The organism is Desulfovibrio inopinatus DSM 10711 (genome assembly GCF_000429305.1).
Lineage (GTDB): Bacteria > Desulfobacterota > Desulfovibrionia > Desulfovibrionales > Desulfovibrionaceae > Alteridesulfovibrio > Alteridesulfovibrio inopinatus.
The window spans coordinates 74,103-93,855 of sequence record NZ_AUBP01000029.1 but is presented as its reverse complement, the minus strand read 5'-3'; the positions used below and the strand labels follow the sequence as shown (position 1 = coordinate 93,855).

The 19,753-nt window shown below is 49.4% G+C and carries 17 protein-coding genes; 11 read left to right on the top strand and 6 right to left on the bottom strand.

Going from position 1 to position 19,753, the window contains the following annotated elements:
* Positions 1-241: 241 nt before the first annotated feature.
* From G451_RS0117650 to modB, 4 genes are all read right to left on the bottom strand, one after another.
* Entirely contained in the window at positions 242-1,261 is a 1,020-nt protein-coding gene (locus G451_RS0117650; RefSeq protein ID WP_027185298.1) for an HD-GYP domain-containing protein, read from the bottom strand.
* A gap of 397 nt (positions 1,262-1,658) precedes the next feature.
* Entirely contained in the window at positions 1,659-2,465 is an 807-nt protein-coding gene (locus G451_RS30130) for an ATP-binding cassette domain-containing protein (RefSeq protein WP_084448633.1), read from the bottom strand.
* 13 nt (positions 2,466-2,478) lie between these two features.
* Entirely contained in the window at positions 2,479-3,249 is a 771-nt protein-coding gene (modA, locus tag G451_RS0117640) for a molybdate ABC transporter substrate-binding protein (RefSeq protein WP_027185297.1), read from the bottom strand.
* Positions 3,250-3,374: 125 nt separating this feature from the next.
* Entirely contained in the window at positions 3,375-4,034 is a 660-nt protein-coding gene (gene modB / locus G451_RS0117630) for a molybdate ABC transporter permease subunit (RefSeq protein ID WP_027185296.1), read from the bottom strand.
* 303 nt (positions 4,035-4,337) lie between these two features.
* Here modB and G451_RS30125 point away from each other — a divergent pair, with 303 nt between their 5' ends.
* The 5 genes from G451_RS30125 (at position 4,338) to G451_RS0117600 (ending at position 11,079) form a co-directional block, all read left to right on the top strand.
* A complete protein-coding gene (locus G451_RS30125; protein WP_169727898.1) occupies positions 4,338-5,504 on the top strand; it encodes a TOBE domain-containing protein in 1,167 nt (388 codons plus the stop codon).
* A gap of 132 nt (positions 5,505-5,636) precedes the next feature.
* The gene (gene sppA, locus G451_RS0117620) at positions 5,637-6,704 is read left to right on the top strand and encodes a signal peptide peptidase SppA (RefSeq protein ID WP_027185295.1); all 1,068 of its coding nucleotides are present in this window, start codon (positions 5,637-5,639) and stop codon (positions 6,702-6,704) included.
* 638 nt (positions 6,705-7,342) lie between these two features.
* Positions 7,343-7,666 (top strand): hypothetical protein, encoded by a 324-nt coding sequence (locus tag G451_RS30120; protein WP_051261632.1) that lies wholly within the window; start codon positions 7,343-7,345, stop codon positions 7,664-7,666.
* 206 nt (positions 7,667-7,872) lie between these two features.
* Entirely contained in the window at positions 7,873-9,672 is a 1,800-nt protein-coding gene (gene lepA, locus G451_RS0117605; RefSeq protein WP_027185293.1) for a translation elongation factor 4, read from the top strand.
* Between the two features lie 297 nt (positions 9,673-9,969).
* Positions 9,970-11,079: a tetratricopeptide repeat protein gene (locus G451_RS0117600; RefSeq protein ID WP_156921698.1), complete on the top strand. Its 1,110-nt coding sequence runs from the start codon at positions 9,970-9,972 to the stop codon at positions 11,077-11,079.
* A gap of 22 nt (positions 11,080-11,101) precedes the next feature.
* On the opposite strand, the gene G451_RS30115 is transcribed toward G451_RS0117600, so the two are convergent.
* Positions 11,102-13,429, bottom strand: coding sequence for an EAL domain-containing response regulator (locus tag G451_RS30115; RefSeq protein ID WP_051261631.1), 2,328 nt, complete (start codon positions 13,427-13,429; stop codon positions 11,102-11,104).
* Between the two features lie 261 nt (positions 13,430-13,690).
* Between G451_RS30115 and G451_RS0117585 the strand changes: the two genes are divergently transcribed.
* Positions 13,691-14,032: a hypothetical protein gene (locus G451_RS0117585; protein WP_027185291.1), complete on the top strand. Its 342-nt coding sequence runs from the start codon at positions 13,691-13,693 to the stop codon at positions 14,030-14,032.
* Between the two features lie 173 nt (positions 14,033-14,205).
* A complete protein-coding gene (gene mnmM, locus G451_RS0117580; RefSeq protein ID WP_027185290.1) occupies positions 14,206-14,799 on the top strand; it encodes a tRNA 5-(aminomethyl)-2-thiouridylate-methyltransferase MnmM in 594 nt (197 codons plus the stop codon).
* Between the two features lie 98 nt (positions 14,800-14,897).
* Here mnmM and G451_RS0117575 read toward each other — a convergent pair whose 3' ends face one another.
* Positions 14,898-15,011, bottom strand: a complete 114-nt coding sequence (locus G451_RS0117575; protein WP_027185289.1) for a desulfoferrodoxin FeS4 iron-binding domain-containing protein — start codon at positions 15,009-15,011, stop codon at positions 14,898-14,900.
* Between the two features lie 492 nt (positions 15,012-15,503).
* Here G451_RS0117575 and G451_RS30110 point away from each other — a divergent pair, with 492 nt between their 5' ends.
* Genes G451_RS30110 through G451_RS0117555 form a run of 4 tightly spaced genes read left to right on the top strand, consistent with a single transcriptional unit; the run spans position 15,504 to position 19,753 of the window.
* On the top strand, positions 15,504-16,151 hold the full coding sequence (locus G451_RS30110) for a hypothetical protein (protein ID WP_051261630.1): 648 nt from the start codon (positions 15,504-15,506) through the stop codon (positions 16,149-16,151).
* On the top strand, positions 16,151-16,714 hold the full coding sequence (locus G451_RS0117565; RefSeq protein WP_027185288.1) for a DUF2764 family protein: 564 nt from the start codon (positions 16,151-16,153) through the stop codon (positions 16,712-16,714). Before G451_RS30110 ends, G451_RS0117565 begins: the two co-directional genes overlap by 1 nt.
* Positions 16,711-18,444, top strand: coding sequence for a V-type ATP synthase subunit A (locus G451_RS0117560; protein WP_027185287.1), 1,734 nt, complete (start codon positions 16,711-16,713; stop codon positions 18,442-18,444). Before G451_RS0117565 ends, G451_RS0117560 begins: the two co-directional genes overlap by 4 nt.
* Positions 18,437-19,753 (top strand): V-type ATP synthase subunit B, encoded by a 1,317-nt coding sequence (locus G451_RS0117555; RefSeq protein ID WP_027185286.1) that lies wholly within the window; start codon positions 18,437-18,439, stop codon positions 19,751-19,753. Before G451_RS0117560 ends, G451_RS0117555 begins: the two co-directional genes overlap by 8 nt.

Here is a 19,753-nt window from a genome sequence, read left to right as displayed (position 1 = left end):
GTTTATGTTTGAAACATTACTCAAGGATGCGTTTTAAAATTAAACGTTTTACCTGCGAAAATCAATCCGCTGGCAGTGGGAAATGAAGCATTTTGCAATCAATAAGGTAAAATGTGGCAAAAAGAAACGGCACCAGACCATAAGTGCCGTTGCAAAGGAAAAAACGCTGGAGTGATGTTGAGCGCAATCCACACATCACATATCGGGCGCGGCAGCACGGGTGTTGCCACGCCCGGAAGAACTATCTGTTTTCTTTCATCTTGACAAGAATAGGCAGGATCCGCTTGGTCCATTCTCCCTCGTATCGGCGATCATCGGCTAATCGTTGGGCTGCTGCAGCAGGATCAAGGGCTTGGGCATAGGGGCGTTGCGTGCGCATGGCACAGTAACTATCGACAACGGCAGCCAGGTTACCCCAGGTTGTGATGTCACCGTTCTTTCTTTTTCCTGGATATCCCGAACCATCAAGGCGTTCATGGTGCTGCAGGACACATTGTTCGATCTCTGGATATTTGATGTCGAGTTTCGACAGCATATCATGCCCGATGTTCGGGTGATTTTGAATTTTTTGTCGGTCGTCTGGAGTCAATGGTTGGGTCTTGTCACGAATGAAGGGCGGTATTTTGCTCATTCCGATATCGTGAAGAAAAAGTCCGAGAGCAATGCGGTTGAGGAGCTGGCGGTTCTTGGGCTCCAAACAAAAATCCTTGGGCCTGCTATAGAGAAAAAGCAGCAGTCCGAAAAAACCGCAGTTGACGGAATGATTCGCCAACGTGTGCTCTTTATGAAATCGTCGAACCAAGGCCCGGCCACGGTTGATGTCTTCCCAAAGGTATTCGGTCAGAACGAATATATCTGCTTGCAGCTTGTCGTAGACCATTTTCACGGGCTGTTCGAAAAAAGCTTCCATCCGGCGCGTAATGGCCATCTGAAAGATGTCGGCGGTTTCTCGTTCAGTGAGATGTTTGTCCAGCAAGACAAGGTCAAGCTGGTAGCTGATATGCTTGACGTAAATGGAATGGTCAACTCGCGAAACAAAAATAACACCTTCATCGACAAGCTCTGGTAATTCTTCTGTCTGGTGCTTGGACAGTCGATTCCCCACTTCGTAGTACGTTACGATACGCTGCACATCTTCACGAAACCGATAAATATTGAGCGGAGGACGATATTTACTGAAGCTCTGCAGGATGTCGTTGTTTATCTGGTAGAACTCTTCATCCAGGTTTTCGGGGATATCAAGGGATTTCTTTTCGCTCATGAGGTTCTTCGCAACAGGTTTGCCCGGATTTCCGGATGCGACGGATGATGGCCTTGGGTAAGACGATACAACAGGCTATACTTTTGTTCATGAGACAACGGATCCATTGTGCCATTTTGACAGTGGGGAGGTGTTGACCACGAACAGACGACATATTTTCTGCAACAACGATAACGGGATTATAATGTCTCTGGCAAGCCCTTCAGTATCACTTGAAGAGGACGATCGTGTGAAAACGACCAAAAATACGGAAAAAATGCTTCGTTAGCACGGAGAGAAATGAAAGATAGGAGGCTGAATCAGTAAAAAAAGGCGGATAAAAAGTGAGGAACGTGCTCTGCTTTTTATCCGCCGAGATGCTTTTCTTGAATTCTTTGTGAGGAATCGGTGTTGTCGTTTAGACAGCAGCGCGATGCATTTCGGAGTGTGATTTTGTTGTGAGGGAAAGATTGTGTGGTCGTTCATTCTCGGCGCGTTCGGAATGTGCTGTCGCGCCGAAAAGTCCTGACCAATCTTCTCCTGCCACGTCTCCAACAGACCCATGGCGCACAATACGGCCATGGCGATAAACAGCGACGCTTTTCCCCAACGCTTCCACATCGACAAGGTCGTGTGTCACCATGATAATGGGGATATCGAAGAGTCTTGCTGCTTTGGCCAATTCCGTACGCATTTTTTGGCGCAGAGGTTGATCCAAAGCCGAAAACGGTTCATCGAGAAGCAAGGCTGATGGTTGGCTGGCCAATGCGCGGGCTACTGCCACACGCTGCTTCTGTCCTCCGGAAATCACTCGGGGAGAACGTTGCGCCAATTCAGACAGGCCAAAGAGGTTCATCAGATCATCGACCCGATTGGCATCTTGTGAGGTCAGTCCACGGAATGGACGCGCAAGGGCAAAGCCAATATTGTCGCGAATGCTCAGATGCGGAAACAAGGCGTAATCTTGAAAGACATAGCCTAATCCACGATGTCGGGTAGGCACATCGATGCCTTTATTCGAATCAAACAACACACGGCCGTTGATTTCGATGTATCCGGTGTCGGGACGCATGAGGCCGGCTAAAGCCGTCAGCGTCAGGGTCTTGCCCGATCCGGACGGTCCGAAGAGCACGAGACTATCATCTTCCGTCTCGAGTGAGCAGTTCAGAGCGAAGTTATTGCTCTGCGAGTGCAGCCGTTTTTCGATATGGAAGCGTATTCGCATGGGATATCCCTATTTATTTTTTGACAGCAGAGAAGCCGCGGGCTTCCAGCAGCTTTTGTCCGTCCGGAGAGAGCACGAACTCGATAAAAGTTTTTGCCAAATCAGGGCTAGCGGCATCCTTAAGAATACCAATAGGGTAAGTAATCGGTTTTTCAAGAGGCATGGTCGCCACGATTTCAAGGCCATCGCCACCTTTTTTCGCATCGGTAGCGTAGACAAAACCAGCTTGGATTTCGCCACGGATCAAGTAGTCGAGCACCTGGCGTACGGATTCTCCAAAAATGTATTTCGACATAAGTTCGTCATACATACCAAGGGATTTCAAGCTACCTTCTGCATACCGTCCAGCGGGAACGGTTTTCGGCTGACCGATGCCGATACGGGTGACGGACGCTTCTTTGAGGGAATCGGGGCCGCTTATTTTGGCCGGATTTCCTTTCGGAACGGCCAGAACCAATGTATTCGAGGCAAAATTTTTCACGGAATCTTTCGTGACCAAACCACCTTCAACAGCTTTTTTCATCCACTGCTGGTTGGCCGAAGCGAAGACGTCAACAGGAGCGCCTTGTTCGATTTGGCGGTAGAGAGCACCCGACGAGGCAAAGTTGAAGGTTACAGTAACGTCGGGATTGGCTTTTTCAAACGCCGGTTTGAGGTCGGTGAATGCATCGGTCAGGCTGGCGGCGGCCGAAACGGTCAGGGCTGCGGCAAAGGCTGGGGCAGCCAGACAAACCAGGGCAACGGTTACGATGAGAATGCGAAGGAGGCGTGAGGTCAATTTCATGATAACTCCAATTCCATGATGGCGGCATTGGGGGCTATGCTGCCAGGGTTGTTCGTGGACGCTTTCGGTGGATAAACGCCCTGCGCACCATGCGCGTATTCCATGCAAGATATCCCTGTCGTCTTTTATTTCGGTTTGACGAGTCGCGCCGTGATAATAAGCAGAGTGATGCAGGTGACGGAAATAACGGCCACGAGAATATTGGCCGTCGTATCATCGCCTGCCTGAACTGCTGAGTAGACGGCGAGCGGCAGGGTTTGTGTTTTGCCGGGTAAATTACCGGCCACCATGAGGGTGGCGCCGAATTCACCCATGGCACGAGCCATGGCAAGCATACTGCCAGCGAGAACACCGCGAAGGGCAAGCGGGAGGCTGACGCGTATAAAAATAACCAATTCACTGGAGCCAAGTGTTCGAGCAGCGTCTTCAAGATCGTGTGGTACACTGTCGAAGGCTGCTCGGGCCGATTTGAACACGAGCGGGAAGGCAACGACGGCAGCAGCCACGGCTGCTCCCTGCCACGTGAACATGAGTGTAATCCCGAAATAGTCCCATAAATACTGCCCAAAGAGGCCTTTTCGACCAACAAGAACAATCAGGTAATAGCCGAGTACGGTCGGCGGCATAACAAGAGGCAGGGTTAATATCGCTTCGAGTCCATCTTTACCGGGAAACGGTCGGCGTCCAAGCAACCGGGCTGAAATGACACCGCAGACAACGGCAATGGCCGTAGCCACCAGAGAGACTTTGAGCGTGATGGCCAAAGGCGTGAATACAGCCGTCATCTTCCTTCCTTTGTGCTTCCTGTGTTGTCCTTTGATTTGGAGCCACGTCGTCCTCCTTTGTTCGGGAGTCGTTATCGGGAGTATGCATTGTCGTCTTGAAGCCGAATCAAAACTCGTGCACCATAGGGGCTGATTCGGGAAACAATTGGCTCAACGAGGCAGCGTCCATTGCAAAAGAATGCGGAGAATTGCCATAATCGTTATATTTCCTAAAGCGTAAATTAGAACGGCTTTATTGCTCGGGCAATGCGAACACGAAAAAAAAATGATTCGAGACCTGAAGACGAAACTGGATACACAGATATGTATGACTTCGATTCGATGGACGATGAGGCGTTGGCTTCGTTATTGGCGCATGCTGAAACTGAGGCTCGGCGCCGCTTGGCAGTGGCGAAGGGGCCGACGCCGTTGGCAGGACGAATTCCACGGTTTCCCAGGAACTTATGTCCAGCTATGAACTTTCAGGTCTCCGATGATGTCAAACACCTCGACACGGTTCAACTTGATCGCTTGACGCAAGTTATGCGTGACTGGACGGCTGCAGCCGATAGACCCGAAACGGTCCGTTCCCGTGGTCGGGTGCTCTTTATTTATTTGCTGTTACGCTACACAGGTGCCAAACTTGGTGAAGTTTTATCGTTGAGTTGGCCGCAATGTTACGATCCTGATGAACCTGCGATTGTTTTTTCAACGGAGGGGGTCTCCAGGCGCGTCCCGATAACTCGCGACCTGGCTGTAGAACTTGCGTCGAGTTTGCATTCTCCTGCTTTTCTTGGCTTATTGCCAGAACCGTTTCGACTTGATCCAGCTTTTGTCCGCCGCAAACTCCAGGAGGCTGCGGTACCGTCCGGATTTTGTAAAGATATGGTCTCACCCCGTATTATTCGTCACTCCCGTGCTGTCGAACTGTTTCGAGCTGGGCTGCCGTTGGCCGCAGTGCAGGCGGTTATCGGGCTGGGGAGTGCTGAAATGACGGCGAGTTATATGGGGGTTTCAGCACAAAATGCAGAAAAGCTGTTGGCGTATAGCCTTCAAGGAAACCACACTATGATAACGAGTGCGAGAAATGCTTTTCGTGGCAAAATTTGCGTCATTGAATCCGGCCCCATTGTCAGTCGGATTGATGTTATAACAGCCGAAGAGCTCTCGGTAAGCACCATGATCACGAATACTAGTCTCAGCGTGCTTGGTCTGGTTATCGGGACGGAAATTACTGTTTTGATCAAGGCTCCGCAGGTTGTTGTTCGACCGGCCGCCCCTGATGAAGGACATGAATCCAATGCATTTTTCGGAACAATCACCTCACGTGAAGAGTGCGAGATGTTCGTTGAAATCCAGGGGAAACTGGATAGAGGACCGGGGATTTGTGCACTGGTTGGTCGTGATGAAGATCTGCAATACGGTTTTGCTCAGGGGGACCGGGTGGTGTTTTCGTTTAGTTCATTTGCTTCCATACTCAGTTCGCCATAGCCTCAATGATCTATGCACAGCATGCATGAAATAAGGCCGGCGGCTATGATTCTCCTTGCACCGTTGTAGATTTCGTGTATTATCAACGGTTATTCGTGCGTTTTGCGCGTCACTCCAACACCAAGTAATTCCATGGAAGAACATACACAGCACCTTAAGGTTACGATTAAAAAAGGCATTTTTGACTATATCAAGTCGATTGCCTGGTTTGGAATTGGTCTTCTCGTACTCGTCGTGATGCTTGTTGCCGCTGGCGAGCAGTCCGAGACAAGCGATGTAACATATTATGATGCACATTTTACAGAGACCGCGTGGGAAGATGTTCCGGAAAATGCAACACTTGTTGGGCTTATTTCTTTGCGCGGAGAAATCAGCTCGAAGCGGTCGCAAGATGCATTTAGCAGCGAGCCCAACGGTATTGATCCTGAAAGTGTGCGAAAAGTGCTCAGTCGCATTGATGAAATGGGAGACATCCATGCCATAACGGTACTTGTTTCAAGTCCTGGAGGACAAATCGCCCCCTCGGATTCGATATGGCGCCAATTCCAATCTTTTCGTCAGCAAAAGAATATTCCACTGATCTTTCATACAAGTGATCTCATGGCATCCGGTGCCTATTATTTTGCTACAGCGGGTGATCAAGTCTATGCATCGCGATATGCCGATGTCGGTAGCATAGGAGTCCTGGCTATTCGCTTTAATGCACAAGCTCTTATGCGCGATAAGCTTGGTGTCGATGTTACAGTATATAAAACGGGCATCTACAAGGGGATGGGCAATCCTTTTGAACCAGCGACGCAGGCAGAAGAAGATTTAATCAAAAGTCAGATGAATGATTTCAACGCAAATTTTATTGATGTGGTTGCTAAAGGTCGGGGCTTGAATGCCGACGCGGTGCGTCAGCTGGCGACTGGGCGGGTGTGGTCGGGAAAAGACGCGTTGAACCTCGGCTTGGTGGATGCCGTTTTGTACCGCGACGAACTCGGAGATCAATTGGAGAAATTGCTTGAAACGACGTCCCCTGTTTATTTTGTGGAGTACAAAACGAGCAAGCCGATTCTTCTGAGCTTTCTTGAAGACTCGGGGATTCAATCATTAGCTCGGCAAATGGGAACTCTCATGAGCTTGGGCGGTGCCTCGTCTGCCGCAACCGGTTTGAAAGCGGGCTCGGGAACGTTGCGATATTTATATCAATACTAACCAACAGCCTGCACGTCCGTTGTCAGTACAGACAACGCGAAGTTGAAAGATCATGTGAAAGGAGCCTTCTCTTCAGAGGGCTCTTTTTTTGTCATATGATTTACGGGGGGAGGTACAGGGAAAAAATTGCTTATGGTATTATGGAATATTATGCCGAGACCGTGATGCTTGAATTGAAAAATAGATTCATTGTGTTCTCTGTGGCGTCTTTATTCCATGAATTATTTATTGATTGTAAATATCTTTCTCGAACGAGAAAACTGAGCGCGAGGTGTTCTTTGGGGGGGAAATTTGACCTTACGAGTTATGCATTGCGTAGACTGCCGTCGCGTTCCATCGCGCAGTGCACATGGAGTCAAGGGATCGTGTGAATGTATGCCATCAACGAGTGCAGTTTTGTTAAATGTATTTCTTTTTTGTAGCATGATGGTGTTATGTCGATTTTGATTTTTTAAGATGTTGTGGTGTCCTTGGTGAGGAAAATTGACGCGGGGAATGGGAAAATACGTCATGGATGAGTCTTCTCCTGCTTATGATGAGATGTTGTGGTGTTCATATTTCATGGAAAAACGTGACTTGGCAGGAATATTGCTAAAATTATTCCAGAAGTATTGAACCCCCAAAAGTGGGAGGACGTCATGAACATGCACGAACTTGAATCGCGGACCCGGACGATTGGGAATGAAACATACCACGAGATTGACAGAGAAGATGTTGCTCTGTCGCCAGAAGCATTAGGAATTATTCGTCAGGCTGCGCAAAAAGTACTTTCTCGATATGTGCCTCATGACCAACTCCATGAATTATCGATGGCCGATGCTATTCAATTTTTTACAAACAGATTATTTTGGAGCGAGACAACAGGGGGATTGCTGTTGTGCGCCAATTTAAAAGATGAGATTTGCTGTTTACCTATTTCTGAAGAACATTGGGAGACACGGGTTACCGCGTCTTTTCATTAAGAATTGTCTCGGTCATGGGGAAGTCGGTCCGTCTTGATTTCCCCATGGAAACATCTTCGAAAAAGCCTGTGAGGTGCCTCGTTGCGTTGAGAACATTTCGCACACGTTGACGAAGGCCCATATAGTGCTTTATCTCGCCTCCAGACAACAATGATTCTTACGCGGCATCGTGCCGTGCCTCTGAAGAAAACGCCGTCCGGAGACGTATGACTGCTCAATCCCAAATTCGAAATTTCAGTATTATTGCCCATATCGACCATGGAAAATCCACCTTGGCCGATAGGATCCTCGAAATAACCGGCCTTTTGACCGAACGAGATCGCCGCGAGCAGTATCTTGATCGTATGGATTTGGAGCGCGAACGTGGCATTACGATCAAGGCGCAGACTGTTCGCATTCCCTATACCGCACCCGACGGCAAAAAATACATTATCAATCTTATCGATACGCCGGGCCATGTGGACTTTTCCTATGAAGTCTCGCGGAGTTTGGCTGCTTGTGAAGGGGCCTTGCTTGTTGTCGATGCGACACAAGGTGTTGAAGCGCAGACCTTGGCCAATGTCTATCTCGCATTGGACCATGATCTTGAAATTATCCCGGTACTCAATAAGACGGATTTGCCCAGTGCCGACCCGGATCGGGTTGCTACGGAAATTGAAGAGGCTATCGGTCTTGACTGCACCGATTACATGGCCGTGTCTGCCAAGACCGGGCATAACGTCGATCAAGTCATCAATGCTCTTATCGAAAAAATTCCTTCACCCAAAGGCCAGCGTGACGCCCCGCTCAAGGCACTTATTTTTGACTCCTGGTATGATTCGTATCAAGGGGTTGTTGTCTTGTTTCGAGTTGTCGACGGTTCAATTCGTCCTGGTGATGAAATTCTCATGACGTCGACGGGGGCAAAATTCGAAGTGACGCGTCTCGGGGCGTTTTCTCCCGGTCCCGTGGATCTGAAAGAGCTTGCCACTGGAGAGGTCGGATTCTTGACGGCAAGCATCAAAACATTATCTGACGCCAAGGTGGGGGATACCATTACATTGGTCGATAATCCGGCCGATACGCCTCTACCCGGATTTCAGGAAGTCAAACCGATGGTATTCTGTGGACTGTATCCCGTTGAGGCAGCAGAATACGAGTTACTCAAGTCGGCCTTGGAACGATTGCAGCTCAATGACGCGGCCTTTACCTATGAGCCTGAGACTTCACAAGCACTGGGGTTCGGTTTTCGGGCAGGTTTTTTGGGCTTGCTTCATATGGAAATTATTCAGGAACGTCTGGAGCGCGAATTCAAAACGTCGCTTATCGCGACGGCTCCATCGGTTGTCTATGAAATTGAGACAAACGATGGAAAAGTTGTGCATATCGACAACCCGAGTAAACTCCCAAAATCGCAGGATATTCATGAGTTTCGGGAGCCATATTCACGTTTAGAGATTCATGTTCCCAATGAATATGTCGGGAATGTTGTCGCTTTGTGTGAAGAAAAACGCGGAATTCAGAAAGACATTCGTTACCTGACGTCCACCCGTGTCATCATTACATATGAGCTGCCTTTTGCAGAAATCGTGTACGATTTCTTCGATAAGCTCAAATCCATGACAAAAGGGTACGCGTCACTGGATTACGAGTTGATCGATTATCGCGCTTCTGACCTTGTGAAGCTCGACATTCTCATTAACGGTGACCCTGTCGATGCACTGGCTGTCATTGTTCACCGCGACAATGCGTATTATCTTGGCCGCAATCTTGCCTTGAAATTAAAACGCGTTATTCCTCGTCAGCTTTTTGAAGTCATCATTCAGGCGGCCATTGGTGCCAAAATTATCGCACGGGAACGCAATGCGCCATTACGCAAGAACGTAACGGCCAAATGTTACGGTGGCGATATCACCCGTAAGCGTAAACTCCTTGAAAAGCAGAAAGAAGGCAAGAAGCGCATGAAGCGCATGGGAAATGTCGAACTCCCTCAAGAAGCCTTTCTTGCCGCGTTGAAAGCGGAATAAGACGTGCTTCGTTAAAGATAATAAACGCGAGACGTTTTCCTCTGGAAGGCGGCTCGCGTTTTTTTGTATCCCCTTGCTTCTTTTCATCAGGTTCTGTGTCACGACAGGCTGTCACGTTTCTCTTGATAACGTCGCATCGACGAAATGCTTTTCCATTTGATACATCCGCTCTAAAGATGCGTGTTGGCTTTGCGCTGCCTTGTCACATATGACGGGTATCGATGGACTGGATTTATCAGAGGCGCTGTGCTCTCGGATGCTGTTGTGCATGGAGGGGAACTTTGGGAGGGTGAAATTTTGGCCGGAAATCTATCTCCTGCAGACCGATTTGGTATCTATGCGGTGATGGTGTGGGAAAAACAAGGTGATATGGGAACTGCTGAGCGGTTGTTTAAAAGGGCGTTGATGTTGGACCCGAACCACATTGATACGCTGAATAACTACGCCTGGTTCCTCGAAGTTGCTCGGCATGATATAGCCGGGGCGGATGCGTTGTATCGGCATGCTCTTCAAGTTGCTCCCCAACGGGTCGACACGTTGGGGAATTACGGATTGTTTTTGTGGCAGGCAAAAGCTGATGACGATGGCGCTGAAATAATGTTTCGTCGAGCGCTTGATATCGAATCGAGCCATGTCGGGAATGTCGGACTCTTCGCAAATTTCATGTGGAAGCGTCGAGGACAGCTCAATGAAGCGCAGACCCTGTTTGAACGGGGACTTGAGCTTGATCCGGACAACGCCAGTTTGCTTGGTGATGCCGCGTCGTTTTGGTTCAACGCGCTGTGTCAAATCGTCGAGGCAAAGAATTTGTATGACCGGGCCGTCTCCGCAGACCCCAATCACGGTAATAATCTTGCAGGACTGGCAACGCTCAGTTGGCAAGCCATGGCGAATATCGAAACAGCGGAACGCCTGTTTGAGCGCGCTGTCCGTCTTGAACCGAACAATGTCGACCTGTTGGGCAATTATGCGGTGTTTTTATGGTGCGGTAAGGCTGATCCCGAAATGGCTGATATTTATTTTTCTCGCGCCTTAGAGCTCGACCCCAACCATGTCGGTAATCTTGGCAGTGCGGCATGGTTCGCATTGGGACGAGGAGAAGATGTCATGGGAAAACAATATCTGGCGAGCGCATTGGAGAAAAAGACCGATGATCATGTGCTGGAACTGGAACTCGAATTCTATCGCTTTGTGTTTCTGCCCGAGGAAGAAAAGGCAGCGTGTGCCCGGCTCAACGATTTGCTTTCACAAGGTTGGAGGTCGCCATGGTGGAATTTGACGGCACATATCGAGCAAGCCAAGCGCATAGGACATCAGCGATTTTCTCTTGTGTTGGAGTATGCCCTGATCATCATGGATGAGATTCCGATGACATGTGCAGATGCGGAGGCTGTCAGGAATGAATAAAAATGAGAAGGGGAAAAGGTGGCTATGAAAATAGCTTAATCCACGGAAGAGGCTTTTTTCCGATGGCCAAAGCAGTTGCTTCTTCAATTTCGATTGGCTTTGAAAACAGAAAACCCTGGCCGTATTCACAGCCAAGATCACGAAGGATGGCAAGATGTTTCGGCGCTTCGATGCCTTCCGCAACGACATCAAGTCCAAGGTTATGCGCAAGAGCGATAATTGCTCGGACAATCTCACGGTTTTCTCGGTCGCTATCGATACGCCGAACGAAACTGAGATCAATTTTCAGTTGATCGAGCGGAAATCGCTTGAGGTAGCTCATGGATGAATAGCCGGTGCCGAAATCGTCGATGGATAGCTTCAGACCCAGTTTTTTGAGCTTCCCAAGTTGACTGGCTGCTTTGTCCGGGCGATCCATGATCGTGGTTTCCGTAATTTCCAGTTTGACCCCTTTCGGGGCGCAGTTCGTGCGCTCCATTGTTTTTTGGATTTTATTCCAAAGCAAGGACTGAGAAAATTGACGAGCTGAAATATTGACGGAGATCATAAGGTCGTCAGGACAATATTCCGACTTTGTCCATTCAGCACGGAGGCGGCAGGCTTTTTCGAGAAGATATTCCCCAAGTTCTATGATGAGGCCAGTTTCTTCCGCAATGGGAATAAATTCTCCAGGGGAGATCATTCCTCTGGTGGGGCTATTCCATCGTGCCAATGCTTCAAAGCCGATGAGTTGGCCAGACTGCATGGTGATGATGGGCTGCAGGACAATATAGAATTCTCCATTGGCCAATGCGGATCGCATGTCATTCTCAATGGACAAAACTCGCAGAAATTTTTTCTTCAGGCGGGTATTGAAGACTTTGACCGTGTCGCGCCCGACTTCTTTAGCCTTGTACATGGCAAGGTTGGCACTCTGGAGAATATCTTCCGGATTGTCGACGGAGTCAGGACCGAACATGACACCGAAACTTGCCGTTATACGGATTTCCTTGTCGTCCAGGAAGAACGGTTCAGCCATAGCCGCCTGCAGTCGCTTGATGATACGGATGGCTTGTCCTTGAGACACGAGTTCTTCGAGCACAAGAATAAATTCATCGCCGCCAAAACGAGAAATGGTGTCCACTCGGCGCACATAGTGGTGCATGCGTTTGGATATTTCAACGAGCAGTCTGTCACCAAACATATGCCCGAAAGAGTCATTGACGAGTTTGAATCGATCGATGTCAATAAAAACAACCGCATAGGAGAAGTCTTTACGGCGCCGTGCGCGTTCGGCTGCATGCTTGATGCGGTCGAGGCAAAGAGCACGATTCGGGAGTCCTGTCAGACTGTCGTGGAGACTTTCGTATGTGAGCCGTTCTTCCGCATGCTTGCGTTTGGTGACGTCACGTAAGCTGACACGCAGTCCCATAGGAGAACCGTCTTCATCCGGGGGGGCTTGTCGGACGGCAGCCAGAACCCAGTGCGTTGTTCCTACTTTGTCTTGGATGCGTACATCAATGGTATGTCCGGTCTCCCCGCTCGAAACCACTTTGAGGTCGTCCCATAACGAGAGGTCTTCCGGGTGAATCAATGACCGTAAAAAACCGGGATCGGATTGAAATTTTTCGGGAGTATAACCGGTAAGACGTTCACATGAAGGGCTGACATAGAGGAAGTCGCCGTTCGGACCGATCCAGGCTTCAAAGTCAAAGTTATAGTCAGCGACAATGCGATAGCGCTTTTGCGAAAGACGCAAGGCTTCTTCACTCCGGCGCAATTGCTCCACAGTGCGTTCGAGTTCGTCACGCATTGCGGAAAGGGCAAGCTTGTGCCGGTGCATATCAAGAAAAACACTGACTTTGCCGATAAGAATTTCAGGCTCGATGGGCTTGACTAAATAATCGACACCACCGGCTTCGTAGCCTTTGAAGATGTATTCTCGGTCGCGGCCCAACGCCGTAATGAACATGATGGGAACCGCTTGGCCGCCGGGGAGACCACGCAATGTTTCGGCGGTCTGGAAGCCATCCATGCCGGGCATCATGACATCAAGGAGGATGAGAGCGAATTGGTAGTTGCCAGAAGCTACTATTTCTACGGCTTCCGAGCCACTTGAAGCTTCAACCATATTGACCGACAGAGTCCGTAAATACTCACGCAAAAGCATGAGATTCACTTTTTCATCGTCCACGATGAGAAGATCTACAGGAGCTTCTGATTCAACGTAGGCACGTCCCGAAGAATCCGAGAGATTATCCGGGAGAACATACGGTTTCTCTGGCCGTTCAGGTGGTGGTGCGAGAATATGTTCTTTCATTCGAGAGCAATGTACGCGTGAAAACGTGATTTCGTCAACATCGATGCTCAAACTCTCGTGATGCCTTGGAGCGCGTCAGAGGAGAATGCTTTGTTCGCAATCGCTGTAGGGAATAACCATGCCGCTAGCCTCGATTCCTTCATATTCTGGGCGAAGCTCCGTAATAATTCTTCAATAATGAATATTTCATCCATTATAATCAGCCATATTGGGGTTGCCAATAATTTTATCTTGTGCAAAAAAAAGAGAATGACTCCAACCTGCGTAGTTTGTCAAACTGACTTTCATAATGAATTATTATAAGGGGTACCAATGAACAGGCTGGCAAAATTTTTCCTCGTGCTCATGCTCACACTGAGCTTTGTAGGTCAGGCTCTTGCCTCGACATGTGAATATAACACCAAGTGGGGTTTTATGCGCATGACCTATAATTACAACAATAATACAATGTGGGGAAACTACGCCTACCGGAATGGACGAGTCAGCGGGCAAATTCGCGGTGGAAGTGCTTTTGGAACGTGGTCTCAGTCCGATGGCGCATCGGGTGTTTTTCATTTCAATTATCATGACGGCGGATTTAGCGGATACTGGAAGTATAACGGTGATGCCAATTGGCGTGACCAATGGAACGGAAGTCTTATTCGTTGTTATTAGTTTTCCTATCGTTTGTCACAGGGCCGAAAGTGTAATGCTTTCGGCTTTTTTATTTGTTTACTGCTCGTATTCCGTCTTAAAAGCGTGCGCACGCAGTGTGTAGCTGTGTGAGATTCTTTATGTTTGTACGTATATGAGAGCGGCACTATTTTATACATAGGGATGAACTCTTCATGGCGACATATGCTATTTCAACGTTGGGCTTCTCGAAACGTTTACTTGCTGAGACCATAACACGGGGGGGGATTGCGATTGATGCCACCGTGGGGAATGGCAACGATACGGCACAACTTGCTCGTCTCGTCGGAGAGCAAGGACTGGTATACGGTTTCGATATTCAAAAAGCTGCCTTGGACAAAGCGAGAGAACGCTTGCAGCAAGAAGGGACTGAGCACCACGTACGTCTTCTACAAAAGGGGCACGAACATCTGGCCGAGACCATTGATCCTGGGCATGTGGGATGCGTTCAATGTGTGGTGTTTAATCTCGGTTTTTTGCCAGGCAGTGACGAATCCGTCATCACCACACCCAAAACAACGTTGGCTGCATTGAATGCGAGTTTATCTGTTCTGGCTATTGGTGGATTGATTTCCATTATTTGTTATACCGGGCATCCCGGGGGGGCATACGAAGAGCAGTGCGTGGAAACGTGGTCAGCGAAACTTGATTTTAACCAATTTCGCGTTCTGCGCTATGACGTTGTAAATAAACCGGGAGCGGCGATCAGGTTGTATGCAGTGGAGCACTGTCGGGTCTCCTCCCCATAAGAGAAAACGTGATTCGTCAGGAGGAGAAAGGTGAGACCAAAGTATAAAGAACCCGACCTGTTTTAATACAGGCCGGGTTCTTTCATAGGGTAAGTCCCTTATTGTTTTTCCATATCTTGGCCGCAGCAAACAAGCGTTCCGCCGCCACCGGTTTTCACTTCGACAACTTGGCCACAGAGCTCGCATTTGTAGACATCGCCGGAATTCGCCATACTATTTTCTCCTTTTTTGTTTTTTTAAAGCCCCATAAAACGGGGAGCCCAATTCTCATACTCTTCCTTATTTTTGCCATGATGGCAACCCTTCGAAAATCAAGACCGAGAAAAGCGGGATTATGAACTGGTGATTGGTTCGTCGCTCTCTTGCGTGTTCAATCAATGTATTGAAAGAGAAGAATTGGGATAGATTGGATCGTACGTTGTTGTTTCTTGTTTTTTTGTATTGTGTATATGTATTCGGTTTATTGTACTGAATGTTTCAATTTGATTCATGTCTTTTGACAATGCGTTTGACGTCTTTGCAGTAGCATTTTGTAAAAAAGTATTGTGGGCGTGGAGGGAAATATGTTCTTATAGACCTAATATTCTTTTTGCTGGTTCAGCCCTTCGAAGTCTTCAAGTCCGATCCGATGCTGTCGGGAGCGAGGAAACGGAGGAGCGGGGGGCGTAAGCCGCCTGTAGACTAAATAAGGGAGCGAGACAACTATGGCCGAAGAGTTACGGCATTTGATTGAGCGGATACAAAATGAAGCGGTGGGCGAGGCTGAGGCGAAAGCGGTGGAAATCGTGGCCAAAGCTAAAGCTCAGGCTGCGGCCTTGGTGGATGACGCTCGGTACGAGGCCAAAGCCATTGTGGAGACAGCAAAAAAAGATTCCGAAGTGTATGTGGAACGCTCGCGAAAAACCCTGGAGCAGGCTGCCAGGGATTTGCTGATCACGGTCGGACAAGGTGTGGAGAATATTCTTGACGACATTGTCGCGGCTGCTGTGGATCAGGCGCTGGATGTGACCACCGTGCAAAATATGCTCGTCAGCATGGCTGGACAATGTGCGCTGATGGAGGGTGAAACTCGACTTGAAATCCTTGTTTCACCGGAGCAGCAAGAAGAGATCATTAAGTATTTTGCTGATCAATATCGCAAACAATTGATTCGAGGCGTTGAGCTGCATGTCGATAATGAGATTCTCAAAGGCTTCAGAGTGTCTTTTCGGCATGACGAAGTCTATCTCGACTTTACAAACGACGCTATTGCAGAGGCCATGAGCGAATTTTTACGGCCGAAACTGTCGCGTATCGTGCGTCGAGCCGCCGATATGGAGCAGAATGGCGGCAATGACGTCGGAGCCGAGTGATGGGATCGCAGTATTATCTTGTGGCCTCGTTGCCCAGATTGGTTCTTGGACAGCGTCCGCCATTCGATGAGGATCGTTTCCTCTCGTTGTGCGAAGGCGTGTTGTCACCATCGGAACAAGAGGATGTCGGATTGGCCCTGGCGGGTTTAGGCGAAGATTCGACAACCCTGGGACATCATCCTTTTTTACATGGTTGGCGACGGTCCATGATCCAAATGCGAAACGCTTTGGCCTGTTCGCGGGCTCACGGCAAACACGTTGATGCGGCAACATGTACATTGGAGCACACAGGTTATTCCGGTTATATCCAGAATGTGGCCGCCCACGCTGTTGATGCAGAAAACCCGCGTGATGCTGAAATGGAACTGGATCTGGCTCGCTGGAAAATGGTCGAAGAGCTGCTCCCACAAGATCCATTCGATTTCGCCGTCGTGCTTGCGTTTGCCGTACGACTTCGTCTGGCTTGGCGCTGGGCACGAATGGATGAAACCGTGGGGAGAAAAAACGTCGAGGACATGGTGGCCGCCCGGTCGGCCGTGTCATGGAGCGCACCATCGTCATGAATACGAACATTGGGAAAGTCGTCGGCGTCAACGCCAACCTGTTGACCGTGGAATTCGAAAAACCCGTCATGCAAAATGAAGTCGCCTATGCTGTCATTGATGATATTCGTCTCAAAACCGAAATCATTCGTGTGCGCGGCCGGTATGCCGAAATGCAGGTCTTTGAAGACACCGCCGGTTTGAAAGTCGGCGACCAGGTCGAGTTCACGGGAGAAATGTTGTCTGTTGAGCTGGGACCAGGGTTACTGTCTCAGGTTTTTGACGGATTGCAAAATCCGTTACCGCGGTTAGCCGAGGAGAGTGGTTTTTTTCTTCAGCGAGGCAAATACCTTCGTCCACTCGATGGGGATAGAAAATGGCATTTTTGGCCATTGTTGGAATCAGGAGTGATTGTTCGGGCCGGCGATACAGTTGGTGCTGTACGCGAAGGGATTTTTGACCACAACATCATGGTCCCGTTTCGTTTGACTGGGAAGTATACGGTTCTTCAGGTCGCGGAAGAAGGGGATTACACGATTGACGACGTGATGGCCCGGTTGCGGGATGAAGATGGTCGTGAGGTCGAAATGACTATGACCCAAAAATGGCCAATTAAAATTCCAATTAAAGCCTATGCTGAACGACTGCGCCCAACCGAAACGCTTATTACGAAAGTGCGTCTTATTGATACATTTAGCCCGGTTGCAAAGGGCGGGGTGTATTGTGTGCCTGGGCCGTTTGGCGCTGGCAAGACCGTATTGCAACAGATCACGTCACGACATGCCGAAGTTGATGTCGTGATTATTGCGGCATGTGGTGAACGCGCTGGTGAAGTCGTTGAAACTATCCGTGAGTTTCCAAAACTTATCGACCCGCGTACCGAGCGCAGTTTGTTTGAGCGCACACTCATCATTTGCAACACGAGTTCCATGCCGGTGGCTGCTCGTGAAGCCTCGGTATACACGGCCATAACCATTGCCGAATACTACAGACAAATCGGACTTGATGTCCTTATGCTTGCCGACTCGACATCTCGTTGGGCACAGGCGCTTCGCGAAATGTCCGGTCGTCTCGAAGAAATTCCTGGAGATGAAGCGTTTCCCGCATATCTCGAGTCAGTCATTGCTGCGTTTTACGAGCGTGGTGGACTGGTTCGTTTGAATGACGGCCGCAAAGCGTCGGTGACCATCGGTGGAACCGTCAGTCCGGCTGGGGGGAACTTTGAAGAACCTGTGACGCAAGCCACCTTGAAGGTTGTCGGCGCGTTTCATGGTCTTTCGCGAGCGCGCTCCGACGCGCGCCGATATCCGGCGGTCGATATCCTGGAAAGCTGGAGCAAATATTCCAGTGTGGTTGATGACAAGGAAATGGCCAAGGCACGTGCGGTGTTGCGGCAGGGGGCCGATGTCGGCCAGATGATGAAAGTTCTCGGTGAAGATGGCGTCACGTTGGATGACTTTATCTTGCATTTGAAAGCCGAGTTCCTTGATGACGCATATCTCCAACAAGACGCGTATCATGAAGTGGATGGTGCCACTTCGGCGGAACGTCAAGGCCATGTTTTCGATGTTTTCATGCAGCTTGTGGAAACGAAGATGGAGTTTTCTGACAAAAACGAAGCGCGGCGATTTTTTCAGGAGCTGACGCAAATGGCACGCGATTGGAACCGTGAAACCATGGACAGTCGCGCGTTTGCCGACGCCGAACAGCGCATTAAGGACAAGATCGCCGAGGTGACCGATTATGCGTAAAATTTACCATCGAATCGAGCAAATTGCCGGAAATGTCATCATCGTCAACGCCTCGGACGTGGCCTATCGAGAGCTCGCGCTTGTTACGTCGTCACGTGGGACGTCGTTGGCGCAGGTCATTCGGCTCAGTGCTGATAGGGTGTATCTGCAAGTGTTTGCTGGAAGTCGCGGCGTCAGCACGAATTCCAAGGTACAATTTCTTGGGCGAGGGATGAAGACCCCCTATAGCCCCAACCTGCTCGGTCGTACTTTTACGGGGACCGGGGCTCCGCGCGATAAAGGGCCCGAGGTGCGTGACGAAGACATTGATATCGGTGGGCCGTCGGTCAACCCGGTTCGTCGCGTCATTCCACGTAATATGGTGCGAACCGGCATTCCCATGGTTGATATCTTCAACACGCTGGTCGAGTCCCAGAAATTGCCGATTTTTGCTGCGGCGGGGGAACCCTATAATCAGCTTCTCGCCAAAATAGCGCTGCAGGCGGAGGTCGATATTATCGTGCTGGGTGGCATGGGACTCAAGCACGACGATTATTTGTTTTTTCGGGATTATCTCGAGGAAAATGGCGCATTGTCCCGAGCGATCCTCTATATTCACACGGCCGCCGATCCCACGGTCGAATGCCTCATGGTCCCAGATATTTGTCTTGCCGTTGCTGAACGCTTTGCTTTGGAAGACCGCCGAGTACTCGTCCTGTTGACGGACATGTCGAACTTTGCCGACTCAATGAAAGAGATTGCCGTGACCATGGAGCAAGTTCCTTCCAACCGTGGCTATCCCGGCGACCTCTATTCTCAATTGGCGGCTCGATATGAAAAGGCCGTTGATTTCGACGGTGCCGGTTCGGTGACGATCCTCGCTGTCACCACAATGCCTGGCGATGATGTTACCCACCCGATTCCGGATAATACCGGCTACATTACCGAAGGACAGTTTTATCTTCGCGGTGGACGTATCGAGCCGTTTGGTTCGCTGTCCCGACTGAAACAACAAGTCAACGGAAAAACTCGCGCTGATCACCGTACGATCATGAATACCATGATTCAGCTCTATGCCGACTTCCGTGAAGCCCAAGAAAAACAGTCTATGGGGTTTCGCATGAGTCCATGGGATTTCAAGTTGCTCAAGTACGGCAAATTGTTTGAAGACAAAATGATGGATCTGAGCGTCAATATTCCCTTGGAAAAGGCACTTGATCAGGGTTGGAGAATTCTGGCCGATTGCTTTGAACCCCAGGAGACTGGCATTCCTTCGGGGCTACTGCAAGAATTCTGGCCCGAGCAAATGAAGATGACGGAGGAAGTCTAG

Excerpts from the sequence above, each read along its gene's own strand:
- G451_RS0117650 (WP_027185298.1), bottom strand. The coding sequence starts at position 1,261 with ATGAGCGAAAAGAAATCCCTTGATATCCCCGAAAACCTGGATGAAGAG.
- G451_RS30130 (WP_084448633.1), bottom strand. The coding sequence starts at position 2,465 with ATGCGAATACGCTTCCATATCGAAAAACGGCTGCACTCGCAGAGCAAT.
- modA (WP_027185297.1), bottom strand. The coding sequence starts at position 3,249 with ATGAAATTGACCTCACGCCTCCTTCGCATTCTCATCGTAACCGTTGCC.
- modB (WP_027185296.1), bottom strand. The coding sequence starts at position 4,034 with ATGACGGCTGTATTCACGCCTTTGGCCATCACGCTCAAAGTCTCTCTG.
- G451_RS30125 (WP_169727898.1), top strand. The coding sequence starts at position 4,338 with ATGTATGACTTCGATTCGATGGACGATGAGGCGTTGGCTTCGTTATTG.
- sppA (WP_027185295.1), top strand. The coding sequence starts at position 5,637 with ATGGAAGAACATACACAGCACCTTAAGGTTACGATTAAAAAAGGCATT.
- G451_RS30120 (WP_051261632.1), top strand. The coding sequence starts at position 7,343 with ATGAACATGCACGAACTTGAATCGCGGACCCGGACGATTGGGAATGAA.
- lepA (WP_027185293.1), top strand. The coding sequence starts at position 7,873 with ATGACTGCTCAATCCCAAATTCGAAATTTCAGTATTATTGCCCATATC.
- G451_RS0117585 (WP_027185291.1), top strand. The coding sequence starts at position 13,691 with ATGAACAGGCTGGCAAAATTTTTCCTCGTGCTCATGCTCACACTGAGC.
- mnmM (WP_027185290.1), top strand. The coding sequence starts at position 14,206 with ATGGCGACATATGCTATTTCAACGTTGGGCTTCTCGAAACGTTTACTT.
- G451_RS0117575 (WP_027185289.1), bottom strand. The coding sequence starts at position 15,011 with ATGGCGAATTCCGGCGATGTCTACAAATGCGAGCTCTGTGGCCAAGTT.
- G451_RS30110 (WP_051261630.1), top strand. The coding sequence starts at position 15,504 with ATGGCCGAAGAGTTACGGCATTTGATTGAGCGGATACAAAATGAAGCG.
- G451_RS0117565 (WP_027185288.1), top strand. The coding sequence starts at position 16,151 with ATGGGATCGCAGTATTATCTTGTGGCCTCGTTGCCCAGATTGGTTCTT.
- G451_RS0117560 (WP_027185287.1), top strand. The coding sequence starts at position 16,711 with ATGAATACGAACATTGGGAAAGTCGTCGGCGTCAACGCCAACCTGTTG.
- G451_RS0117555 (WP_027185286.1), top strand. The coding sequence starts at position 18,437 with ATGCGTAAAATTTACCATCGAATCGAGCAAATTGCCGGAAATGTCATC.